At 70.8% G+C, this 11,671-nt stretch carries 8 protein-coding genes and 1 pseudogene; 4 read left to right on the top strand and 5 right to left on the bottom strand.

Annotated elements, in window-relative coordinates; genetic code table 11:
* Positions 1-2 precede the first annotated feature (2 nt).
* Positions 3-1,433, bottom strand: coding sequence for an amino acid permease (locus ACYUED_RS34535; RefSeq protein WP_491288518.1), 1,431 nt, complete (start codon positions 1,431-1,433; stop codon positions 3-5).
* Between the two features lie 146 nt (positions 1,434-1,579).
* Here ACYUED_RS34535 and mmuM point away from each other — a divergent pair, with 146 nt between their 5' ends.
* The 4 genes and pseudogenes from mmuM (at position 1,580) to ACYUED_RS34515 (ending at position 3,775) form a co-directional block, all read left to right on the top strand.
* Positions 1,580-2,503: a homocysteine S-methyltransferase gene (gene mmuM, locus ACYUED_RS34530; protein ID WP_491288517.1), complete on the top strand. Its 924-nt coding sequence runs from the start codon at positions 1,580-1,582 to the stop codon at positions 2,501-2,503.
* 198 nt (positions 2,504-2,701) lie between these two features.
* Positions 2,702-3,226 (top strand): PadR family transcriptional regulator, encoded by a 525-nt coding sequence (locus ACYUED_RS34525; protein WP_491288516.1) that lies wholly within the window; start codon positions 2,702-2,704, stop codon positions 3,224-3,226.
* Positions 3,227-3,245: 19 nt separating this feature from the next.
* Positions 3,246-3,419: pseudogene (locus tag ACYUED_RS34520) on the top strand (ATP-binding cassette domain-containing protein); the annotation flags it as partial.
* A gap of 11 nt (positions 3,420-3,430) precedes the next feature.
* On the top strand, positions 3,431-3,775 hold the full coding sequence (locus tag ACYUED_RS34515; protein WP_491288515.1) for a hypothetical protein: 345 nt from the start codon (positions 3,431-3,433) through the stop codon (positions 3,773-3,775).
* Here the strand turns inward: ACYUED_RS34515 and ACYUED_RS34510 are convergent.
* From ACYUED_RS34510 to ACYUED_RS34495, 4 genes are all read right to left on the bottom strand, one after another.
* The gene (locus ACYUED_RS34510) at positions 3,701-5,287 is read right to left on the bottom strand and encodes a carboxylesterase/lipase family protein (protein ID WP_491288514.1); all 1,587 of its coding nucleotides are present in this window, start codon (positions 5,285-5,287) and stop codon (positions 3,701-3,703) included. The two genes, ACYUED_RS34515 and ACYUED_RS34510, sit on opposite strands and share 75 nt — an antisense overlap.
* Before the next feature lie 139 nt (positions 5,288-5,426).
* The gene (locus tag ACYUED_RS34505) at positions 5,427-6,698 is read right to left on the bottom strand and encodes an alginate lyase family protein (protein ID WP_491288513.1); all 1,272 of its coding nucleotides are present in this window, start codon (positions 6,696-6,698) and stop codon (positions 5,427-5,429) included.
* 28 nt (positions 6,699-6,726) lie between these two features.
* Positions 6,727-10,062 (bottom strand): alginate lyase family protein, encoded by a 3,336-nt coding sequence (locus tag ACYUED_RS34500; RefSeq protein ID WP_491288512.1) that lies wholly within the window; start codon positions 10,060-10,062, stop codon positions 6,727-6,729.
* The gene (locus tag ACYUED_RS34495) at positions 10,059-11,585 is read right to left on the bottom strand and encodes a glycosyl hydrolase family 28 protein (RefSeq protein ID WP_491288511.1); all 1,527 of its coding nucleotides are present in this window, start codon (positions 11,583-11,585) and stop codon (positions 10,059-10,061) included. Before ACYUED_RS34495 ends, ACYUED_RS34500 begins: the two co-directional genes overlap by 4 nt.
* Positions 11,586-11,671: the final 86 nt, after the last annotated feature.

Genomic DNA, 11,671 nt, shown 5'->3' with positions numbered 1-11,671 from the left:
CCTCAGACGGCGGGCCCGGACGCCTCCTCGGCCGCCTCGCGGCGCCGGCCCTGCAGCCACACGTACACCGGAATGCCCGCGAAGAGGAACAGCACTCCCTGGTAGACGGCCGCGTAACCGGCGCCCGCGATCAGCCAGAAGGAGAAGGCGAAGGAGAGCGCGGCGACGGTCAGGTCGCGGGCCAGGCCCGCGGGGCGGACGCGCTCGCGGGTGCCCCGGGCGAGCCAGTACAGCTGGGCGGCGGCCGACAGGAGGTAGGGGACGCAGCCGGTGAACGTCGTGATCAGCACGAGGACGCGGAAGGTGGTGTCGGGGCCCGCCGTGTAGTTCAGGGCGATGAGGAGCGTGCCGAGGACCACGACGGCCCAGACCCCGAATCCGGGCACCCCGCCCTTGCCGACCTTGGCGAACGGCTTCGGGAAGAGGCCGTCTCGGGCGGCGGCGTACGGCATCTGCGCGGCCATCAGGATCCAGCCGTTGAGGCAGCCGGTGATCGAGGCGACGGCGACCAGGGCGATCGCGATGCCGCCCCAGGAGCCGCCCGTGATCGCGTTGACCGCGTCGGCGAAGGGCGCGCCGGAGTGCACCAGCTTGTCGTGCGGGACGAGGCCGAAGACGGCGACGATGCCGAGGATGTAGACGAGGGCGGACGCGACGGTCCCGAGGACGCTCGCGCGGCCCACGTTGCGTTCCGGATCCTCGACCTCGCCCGCGCTGACCGCGGCCGACTCGACGCCGAGGAAGCTGTAGAGGAGGAGCGCGGCCGCGGCGGCGACCGCGCCGGGCGTGCTCTGGCCGGAGGCGTTGAACGGCCCGAAGTTGTCCGCGTCGACGAAGAAGAGCCCGATCGTGGCGACGAGCAGCAGCGGCACGAACTTCAGGACCGTGGAGACGACCTGGACCGTACCGACCCAGCGCGTCCCGGCGAAGTTCGCGGCGGCCGGCAGCCACAGCGCGGCCAGGGCGACGAGGCCTTCGAGGGCGTGGTTGCCGTGCAGCGGGATCAGGACGTCGACATAGCCGACGACCGCGACGGCGAGCGCGGCGATGCTGACCCAGCACATCGTCCAGTACGACCAGGCCGACAGGAAGCCGGCGAAGGGTCCGAACGCGTCGCGCGGGTAGACGTACAGACCGCCGGTGACGGGGCTGCGCCGGGCGAGCTTGCCGAAGAGCAGGGCGAGCAGCACGGCGGCGACCGACAGCACGACGAAGGCGAGCAGGCTGACCGTGCCGTACGGGGCGACGGCGGCCGGCAGCGCGAAGATGCCGCCGCCGATGATGTTGCCCATGACGAGGGCGGTGGCGGCGGCCAGGCCGAAGGAGCGGCGGCGCGGGGCGGCGGCGGCCGGATCGGCTTCGCCCACCGGGGATCGGGAGGGCTCGGTGGGCTCCGTGGGTCCGGTGGCTTCGGCGGGGCTGGGGGCGGTCATGACGGTTCCCGGGAGACGAGGAGGCGGGGAGGCGGGGAAGGGGAGGGGCGTGATCGTAACCCGGCATTCCACATGGTGGGCAATCTGTTCATGAAGTGGACACATGCGATGTGGCGTCCGGCGCCGGCTCGACTACCGTCGATCGCATGACCAGCGACACCGCCCTTGCCGAAGCCCTCGCCGCCCAGGCCGTCGTCCTCGACGGCGGCATGTCCAACCAACTCGAGTCCGCCGGGCACGACCTGAGCGACGAGCTGTGGTCGGCACGCCTGCTCGCCGAGCGGCCCGAGGCGATCATCGAGGCGCACCTCGCCTACTTCGAGGCCGGCGCGGACGTGGCGATCACCTCCAGTTACCAGGCCACGTTCGAAGGATTCGCCAAGAGGGGGATCGGGCAGGAGAGGACGGCCGAACTCCTCGGCCTGAGCGTGGAGTTGGCGCGGGAGGCGGCGCGACAGGCGCACGCGAAGGGGGTCGCCCGGCCGCTGTGGGTGGCGGCCTCCGTCGGCCCGTACGGGGCGATGCTCGCCGACGGTTCCGAGTACCGGGGGCGGTACGGCCTGACCGTCGACGAGCTGGAGCACTTCCACCGGCCCCGACTGGAGGTGCTGGCCGCGGCCGGGCCCGACGTGCTGGCACTGGAGACCATCCCCGACGCCGACGAGGCACGGGCGCTGCTGCGGGCGGTGCGCGGGCTCGGGGTGGCCGCGTGGCTCTCGTACTCGGTCGACGGTGGCCGGACGCGTGCCGGCCAGCCCCTGGAGGAGGCCTTCGCCCTCGCCGCCGACGCGGACGAGGTGATCGCGGTCGGCGTCAACTGCTGTGCGCCCGAGGACGTGGACGGCGCTGTCGAGACGGCCGCGCGCGTCACCGGCAAGCCGGTGGTCGTCTATCCCAACAGTGGCGAGACCTGGGATGCCGCGGCGCGCGCCTGGACGGGGAGCTCGTCCTTCACCGCGGAACAGGTCTCGGGCTGGCGGGAGTCGGGGGCCCGGCTCATCGGGGGGTGCTGCCGGGTGGGACCGGTGGCCGTCACGGGGATCGCCGGGGTGCTGAACGGCAACGGCTGAACGGCATCGACTGAGCGGCATCGGCTGAACCGCGTCGGTCGAGCGGCTCACCCTCTCGTCGCAAGGCTTCCGACGGCCCGTTTCCGAACGTTGGCGACCGGCATTCCCGGGCCCCTCACCTGCACTGTCGCACACCCGCCACGACCTGCCGACTCGGTGTATACACGCCGCGTATACACAACGTGTAGAGTGCGGGTCATGTCCATCGGTCACACCCTTCTGGGGCTTCTGGAGTCCGGCCCGCGACACGGTTACGACCTGAAGCGGGCCTTCGACGAGACGTTCGGTCACGACCGGCCGCTGCACTACGGCCAGGTCTACGCGACGATGTCCCGACTGCTGAAGAACGGTCTCGTCGAGGTCGACGGGATCGAGGCGGGCGGCGGTCCCGAGCGCAAGCGCTACGCGATCACCGACGCCGGCATCACCGACATGCAGCGGTGGCTGGCGACCCCGGAGAAGCCGGAGGAATACCTCCAGTCGACCCTCTACACCAAGGTCGTCCTCGCCCTGCTCACCCGGCGCGACGCCGCCGGGATCCTCGACACCCAGCGCTCCGAGCATCTGCGCAGCATGCGGATCCTCACCGACCGCAAGCGCAAGGGCGACCTGGCGGATCAACTGATCTGCGACCACGCCCTGTTCCACCTGGAAGCCGACGTGCGCTGGCTTGAGCTGACCGCCGCACGACTCGACAGACTCCGTGAGGCCGTGACCCGATGACGACTTCTCCCCCGGTTCCCTGCTCATCGCGCACGACCTGCGCAAGGCGTACGGCCCGACCCACGCGCTGGACGGCGCCGAGTTCTCCGTCCACCCCGGCGAGGTCGTCGCCATCATGGGCCCCTCCGGGTCCGGCAAGTCCACGCTGCTGCACTGCCTCGCGGGGATCGTGCCGCCCGACTCCGGGTCGATCCCGCCTCGACGGTGTCGCGGGCGCTCGGCGGCGTGTACCAGGTGAGCGCGGAGACCCGTGCGCGGGTGATGCGGGCGGTGCGCGAGATGCACTACGTCGCCGACGCGCGCGCCCAGGCGGTCGCCGCTGTCGGCACGCCCACTCTCGCCTCTGTCCTGAAGGACATCACGGGGCCGTCGTTCGCGCTCATGGCGTACGGCGTGGAGCGCGAGGCGACCCGGCTCGGCCATCTGTGCCTGGTGTGCGGCACGGAGGGGGACGTGCGGCGCGAACCGGCCGGGTCACTGCCGGCGGACGGAGCCGGGCAGGCGGAGCCGTCGTACGACCGACCGCAGTTCCGCGGTTCGCGCGGGTGAGCCGTCGGCAGGATCCGACGCGGGTGCGGGTTCCGGAGTCCTGAGGGCGTCGGCCGCCCACAGGGCCAGCTCGGCATCGCGCGGGCCGTGGGCGGTGCGCGGCTCGCCCGCATCGAAGATCCGCACCGGGTGCGTCTCGTCCCAGCGCTCCCAGCCGGGGTCGCCGTCGGATGCGAACCGCACCCAGGCCCGGTGCATCGTGTCGGCCAGATCGTGCGGGGCCCCCTCGCCCGCCAGCTTGCGGGACTCGGGCACATCTTCCGAGTCGAAGACGAAACCCAGCTCCAGGGCGTGGCAGGCGCCGAGGTCGGGGAGTCCGGAGGGCCAGGCGAACTCGTAGACGTAGGAGGAGCCGGGGCGGGCGTCCGCCAGCCGGTGCAGCGGGACGCGCAGCAGGTGGTCGGTGACCATCTGGCCGACGATCTCGGCGGTGTGGGCCCGCGGGTGCAGGGTGCGGTAGCCGCGGGGCACCTCGGTGCCGCAGTGGCAGCGGGCCATGGCGCCGGCGAGGGCGACCGCGCCCAGCCGGTCGACGCGTTCCAGGAGGCCGCCGGGTACGAGCCAGAGGCGGTACTCCTCGCTGGTCCAGCCCATCATCAGGTCGACGCCCCGCGCCATGTCCCCGTCGACGAGTGCCTCGAGCGGGTCGCGCGGCACGAGGTCGTTGTCGACGACGATGCCGAAGGAGGGGCCGCCGAGCACCGGGCTGCTGAGCTTGCCGACCTCGGACTGGGTGTGCAGCAGCAGATCGCGGTCGACCTCGGCGAAGGCCGCGGCCGTGGCGGGGATCTTCAGCCGCGTCGCCATGCGGCGCACCATCCGCCGCACCTTGTCACGCTCGGACGCCTCGGGCGGCCCGCTCTGCAGGACCGCCCGCCGTACCAGCCCCTGTGCCTGCGGGGCGGCCAGCAGGGCGCCGGTGCTGATCGCCCCCGCGGACTGGCCGGCCAGGGTGATCCGGTCCGGGTCGCCGCCGAAGGCCGCGATCGACTCGTGGACCCACTGCACGGCGGCGAGCTGGTCGCGCAGGCCGGCGTTGGCGGGGGCGTCCGGGAACAGTCCGTAGCCCTCCACTCCCAGCCGGTAGTTCACCGAGACGAGGACGACTCCGTCCCGGGCGAAGGTCCGCCCGTCGTACACCGGCACAGCGGAGGATCCCCTGGTCAGGGCGCCGCCATGCAGCCACACCAGCACCGGGAGCCGGGCACCGGGGCCCGGCTCGGGAGTCCATACGTTCAGATTCAGGCAGTCGTCACCGGGGACGACGGGGTCGGACAGGTACTTCTCGAAGGCCTCCGAGTACGGGGGCTTCGGCGGCGTCGGCCCGAACGCGCCCGCGTCGCGCACGCCGTCCCAGGGCTGGGGAGGCACCGGAGGCCGGAACCGGCGCGGGCCGAAGGGGGGCGCGGCGTACGGGATGCCCCGGAACACCGCGATCCCGTGCTCGTACCGGCCGCGTACGGCTCCGTACGGCGTGCTCACCACGGGGTCTGCCCGGATTGCTGCCGTCATACGACCACCAGCCTCCTCACCGCGCTACTGCACCATGAACAACAGAGCACCACAGGTCGTCCCGGTATTCCGGTGCAGAGCGCGATTTGGCGGCTACTTGGGGTACGTGGCTACGTTGCGTACACGGTTACGTGCACGGTTACTTCGCGTACATCAGGGTGCCGAAGCCGAGCTGGTCGAAGCCGCCGCTGGTGGAGCCGTAGTCACCTCCTCCGCCTTCGGGGGCGACGTGGTCGTACATGGCCGAGATGTACTTGTCGTCGAGGTACAGGCGCCGGTTGTAGTGGAAGTGGAGCATGGCCCACACCGGGCGTACCTGGCCGCGGGAGCCGGAACTGATCACCGTCTGGGACGACCGGGCGCAGTTCTGCCCGGTGCCCCAGGTGTAGGTGGTGTAGGGCACGCTTTGGCCCAGGTTGTACTTGGCGACGTACTGGGCGCCCTTCATGAAGCGACGGCTGTCGTACGAGTACAGGTCGTCGCCCTGGTTCCAGGCCATCTCGCAGATCGCGCCCATCTGGCCCATGCCCATGATGGTGTGCCCCTGGTCGCGGCCGGACTCCTGCCACTGGCCGAGACCGTAGCGGCCGGAGTCGGTGTAGAGGAACGGCACCGCGTGCGCGATGGAGCCGTTGCCGGCGCCGGACTTGAAGTAGGTGACGGCCTGGTTGTACTTGGCCGCGTTGTCGGTGAGGATCCCGATGGCCATGATCGAGGCCATGTTGCACAGGTCCCAGTTGGCCCAGTAGTTGGTGATGCAGGCGCCGTTGTGGTTGGTCAGGAAGCTGTTGTTGAGCGGGTAGAAGACGTTGACCATCATCTTCTGGAAGGCGGCGAGGTCGAACCCGGCGTGGCCACGCATGAGTTCGGCGGCCTGGCAGAACTCCCAGCCGTAGATGCCGGCGGCGAGGAACCGGTCGGCGTTGCCGGTGAGGGTGGTCAGCTTGGACGACCAGGCGTTGAGGATCCTGACTGCGGTGTCGCCGTTGGCGGCCGTACCGCCCACGGCCCAGCGCAGGGCGTTCTGGTAGGCGGCGGCGATGTCGTTGTAGAGGATGCCGTAGTTCTGGCCCGTGCCGCCGCGGATGATGGTGGCCTGCGGGTTGGGCGTCCAGGTGGACTGCGAGTGGGAGTTGGCGGTCAGCTTCTTCCAGCCGGACAGCCAGGGGTCGGTTCCCGCCGCGACCCTGACCTTGGCTCGGTTGATGTCGCCGGCGTTGTGGATCATGCCGGGGTGGGTGAAGGCCGCCGGGGCCGCACCGGCGGTGGTTGCCGCAAGCACGGCTGCGGAGCCCCCGAGAGCGAGCGCGGCGGTGAGCCCGCCGGCGGTCTTGAGCAGACCGCGGCGGCTCAACTCGTCCGGCTCAGGGGCATGTTGCTGAGAAACGCGGTGGGGGGACGTGTGGCTCATGATGTGCGACTCCAACCCGTGGGGGGGATCAGTCGAGGGTGATGCTCACCCCCGCGAACTGCGCAGTGCCGAGGGCCAGGGGGTTGCGGGAGCAGACCACCAGACCCACGTGGTAGGGGGCGTCACCGAAGCCGGGGATCTCGCCCGAGGCGAGAGCCGTCCAGGTGGCGCCGTCATCGGTGGAGACGGCCGCGGTGAAGGCAGTCCCGTTGCGCTTCAGCCGCAGCAGCAGGGGCAGTTGGACGGTCGCGGTGCCGGAGAAGGCGGAGGCACCCGCGACGGTCTTGCGCAGCATCAGCTGCGCGCTGGTCCCGCCGGTCACGATCGCACCGGCGGCCTGGTCGAACGGTGACAGCGACTTGGCCATCAGCAGGCCCACCCGGTCCGCCGTGGCTCCGTCCCGGGAGACAAGGCGGGCGGTGACCTCGCAGTCACCGGTGACGGGCCGGCGTACGAACTGCCCTGTCATTGCCTGGTTGTTGACCGTCAGGTCGACGCCCGCCCCGCGGACGGTGAAGGTCCCGTCGCCGTACGAGGTGCTGCCGGGCGTACGGATCGCGACCACGCCGAGCGTCCCGTAGGCGCGGTCGTCGAGGATCACGTCGCCGAGGTCGCCATGGGTCCAGGGGGTGGGCGGGGGTGTGCCGACGGTGAGGGTGAGGGTGCCGGTCGCGTCGCCCGCCGCGTTGCCCGCGCCGGTCGTGACGGTGAACTCACCGGCCTTGTGGGGTGTTCCGGAGATCAGGCCGGTGCGCCTGTCGACGCGCAGGCCGTCGGGGAGCCCTTCTGCGGCGAACCTCACGGGCTCGTGCGAGGCACGCAGGAGGTGGCGGAACGGAACGCCCTCGTTCGCGAACGCCGTTGCGGACGACGTGAGGTGGGGCGCCGAGGGGGTGGGCATCCGTGCGGTCGCGGACTCCGAGAGGGGGCCGCGGCCGCCGGAGCCGGTCGCCGCGACGACGTAGTGGTACGTCGTGCCGGGGGTGCCGGTGGCGTCCGCGTACCGGATGCGGGTGCCGAAGCCCACGGCGCCTATGCAGGTCGCGAGGGTGTGGTACGGGCCGTCGGCGTCCGTGGCGCGCAGCACCTTGAAGCGGGCCGAGGGGTCCGGGTCGGTCCAGGCCAGCTCGACGGCGTCGGCGCCGCTGGTCGCGGTGAGGCCGCCGGCCTTGCCGGCCGGGCGCGGCGTCGACCAGATGTCCCGTGAGGCCGAGGTCACGGTGACGTTGTCGAAGGCGCCGGTGCCGGTCTCGGCGTACTCCTCGTCGACGCCGAGGCAGGAGGTGAGGACGAGACCGGCATAGGCGGTGCGCCCCAACCCGACGTCCGTGGAGCCGACTTCGGTCCAGCGGATGCCGTCCGGGGAGATGGCGCCGATGCAGCGGCGGCCCGTGCGCGTCACCCGCACCCAGTACGGCGCCCGCAGCCGGTAGCCGTCGCCCGCGCCCTCGACGTACGGGGCCTCCAGCGGGGTCGCGGACTCCGGGAGGGTGCCGAGGCTGGAGATCGGGAAGGCGGCGTTGGTGGTGATGGCGTCCTGCTGCGAGGGCGGTACGGGTGTGCTGCCGGTGCCGGAGACGTCCGCCCCGTCCGAGGGCCGCACGCTCCACACACCGCTCCAGGTGTGCAGCGGCAGCCCCTGGATCAGCATGGCGGCGTGCGCGGCCTCGGCGTCGAGGGAGGCTCGGAGGGTGACGCCGATCCTGGAGTACTGGGAGCTGAGCGGCCACACGATCCGCGCGGTGACCGTGCCGTCGCCGCTCAGCGGCACATGCACCAGTCGGCAGGTGTCCGAGGTGCCGCTCGCCTCCAGGACGAAGCGCTCGCCGTCGAAGGCGGCCGAACCGGGGATCTTCACATCGCCGAGGTCGCGGGTGGACCAGGGCTCCGGGAGGCCGGCCGTGGCCGCGACGACACTTGAATCCCCGCTGCTGCCTTGGGAGTTGGCGGCGACGACCATGTAGTAGTACGTCCGCCCCCGATGCGCGCCGCCGTCGCTGTAGGCCGGCTTGTCGACTCCCCTGGCGATCTCCTCGTACGGCCCCTCGGGGTGCGCGGCCCGGCGGACGGTGTAGCTGCTCGCCCAGGTGGACGGCAGCCAGCTCACGGTGACGGCCCTGTCGGTGCCGACGGCGGTGACGCCCGCCGGAGCGGCCGGCACGGTCGACGCCGGGGCTGTCGCGCCGGCGTAGGTGAAGGTGCCCCAGCCGGGCAGGTCGTCGTTGCTGCCCTCGACGAGGCGGGCGCCGCCGGTGCCGCGGAAGACGGCGGCCTTCGTGTTCGGGGCGTCGAGGCCGCGGACGCCGGCGTAGTGGGCGTAGGCCATCTCGTAGACCGGCGGCAGGGCACCGCGAGCGACGGCGGAGACGTGGGTCTTGATGTACTTGCCGGTGCGGTCGAGGGCGGGGGTGAAGGGGACGTCGCCGCCGAGGTTGTAGCGGGCGGTGTACTCGAAGTTGGCGAGGATGCGGTTCTCGTCGTGGCCCCACAGGTCGATGCCCTGGTTCCAGGCGACCTGGGCGATGTCACCGGTCAGGCCGACGGCGAGCTGTTCGTGGCCCTGGTCGCGGCCTGCCTCCTGGCCCTGACCGGCGGCGGTGACGATGCGGTGCGGGATGCTGCCGTTGCCCGCGCCGGCCGCGGCGAAGCGCAGGGCGTCCTCGAAGAGCACGGGTTCCTCGCAGAACACGCCGATGGCCAGAATGGCCTGAATGGCCGTCAGATCCCAGTTCCCGTTGGCGTAGAGCATGTAGCCGGACACGGCCGGATACCAGACGTCGAGAAGGGACCGCTCGCAGCGGGCGATGTCCGAGTCCGTCCAGCCGTCGTAGTCGCTGTGGCGCAGCAGTTCGGCCGCGTTGACGAACTTGAAGGCCTGCAGCCCCGCGCCGAGAGGGCCGTCCGCACCGGTGATCGCCGTCAGCGAGTGCGACCAGGCGTTGAGGATGTCGCGGGCCTTGTCCGCGTGGGCCCTCTCGCCCGTGACCGACCACATGAGGGCGTTCTGGTAGGCGGCGGCCGAGTCCGCGACGGCCTGGTTCTGGAAGTTGCTCGGGCCACGGCCCCAACTGGTGATCTGGCCGGTGTTCTGCACGGCGTACGAGGACGAGGAGCGGGCGTGGGCCGCGAATGCCAGGTACCCGTCGTGGACAGGGGACTGCTTGGCGGCGACCGCTGCCTTCATACGGGCGAGGTCGGCCGCTGTGTGCAGGAGCCCGGGGTGGGCGAAGGCCCGGTGACCGGTGTGGTTCTGTTCGGCGGCCTGCGCGGCGCCGGGCACGAGCAGACCGCTCGCACCGGAGGCCATCAGCAGGGCGGCCGTGCCGCCGAGGAAGCACCGGCGGCTGGGTGCGGGGATCGTCATGACGCTGCGGCCGCCTCTGCCTCGGCGGACGTGAGGAACTTCAGGTTCGTGACGTGCTCGTTGTAGAACCACTGGACCGCGTCGGTGGTGTAGTACCAGGCCGGCTTCTTCATCGAGTCGGCGACGACCACACCGTTGATCACCAGGTTCTCGAAGGTGACTCTGTCGATGGGGCGGTCGGCGTCGTAACCGAGGAACAGCGCCGGCTCGGCGTGGGTGCCCGTGTAGCTGAGGTTCTTGACGTAGACGTCCTGGATGCCGCGCCCGACGGAGGTGTTGTACTTCGGGTTGAACATCACCTTCATGTAGATGACCTGGCCCCAGCGGAAGTCCTCGATACGGACGTCCTCGATACGGACGTTCCTGATGAGGTTGGAGTCGCCGGGGTTGAGGGCGATGCAGCCCTGGTAGTTCATCTGGGGCTCGCGGTGGTCGAGGACGTCGATGTTCTTGATGAGCAGGTTCTCGAGCGTCTCGGGTGCGTCGGTGTTGCCATGCGTGCCGATGTTGACCGGGTGGGCGACATCCGCCCAGAGCAAGCAGTTCTGGATGGTGATGTTCCTGGTGTCGCCGTAGTAGTCCCAGCGGTGGCAGTAGATGGCGAAGCAGTCGTCGGAGGTGCGCATGAAGCAGCCGTCGAAGGTGATCCCGGTCGAGGAGAAGACGTCGAAACCGTCTCCGTTGCCCTTCGAGCTGAACGCACGCGCCTTCCTGACGTGCACGTTCTCGCTCATGCCGAACGTGCCGGCGTAGCCGTTCGGGTTCATGATGATGACGTTCTCGACGCGGATGTTCTTGCTGCCCTCGCAGAGGATCGCGCCGGGGCCCCCGTGGATCACGCCGTGCCCCTTCAGCGCGGCCTTCTCCACGTTCTTGAAGAACACCTGCGCCTGGAGGACCGCGCCGCCCGCGAGATAGACGGTCTTGCCGCTGGGGACGGTGAGGACGTTGCCGGTGACGGTGTGCACGCCGGGGCCGAAGTAGATGACGTCCGGGTCGTCGGCGGTGCACGGGTGGTGGTCGACATGGTTGGTGATGACGTGCAGACAGTCGAAGATCTCGTCATTGATCTGGACGACCACGTCCTTCGGCTCGTCCAGCGTGAACACCAGGGTGTCACCGCCGAGTTCGGGCTTGATGCCCAACGCGTCCGGTCTCACCCGGGCCTTGGTGGTACCGCCCTTGAGGTACGTCACCTCGACTTCGGCGGAGCCCTGGAAGTCGAAGTACACCATCGAGGAGTTGTAGATCCTGGCGGAGCCGGTGTCGGCGTTGATCTCCGCCAGCTGCGGCCGGTAGATGTCGAGGGTCTGCCAGTCGCCGCCGGGCGCGGGGCGCACCCGGACCTTGAAGCTGGTGGTGGTCGGCATGGCGGACGGGCGGGGATAGGTGACCAGCATCGGCGCGGATCCGGCCGTGTCCGCGTGAGCCGCGGTGGCCGTCGGACCGCCCGCCAGGCCGGTGGTGGCCACGGTGGCACCGGCCGCCTGCAGAGCGGCACGGCGTGACAGGGGCGTGTTCATGAACTACCCACTCTCTTCGTCGAGATGGATGACGGGAACCGGGCACACGACGGGCGTATACGGCATGCGAATGTTTCGGGAAACGG

The organism is Streptomyces sp. DF42, from assembly GCF_058267695.1.
The sequence above is the reverse complement of the archived record's forward strand: the minus strand, read 5'-3'. Positions and strand labels throughout refer to the sequence as shown.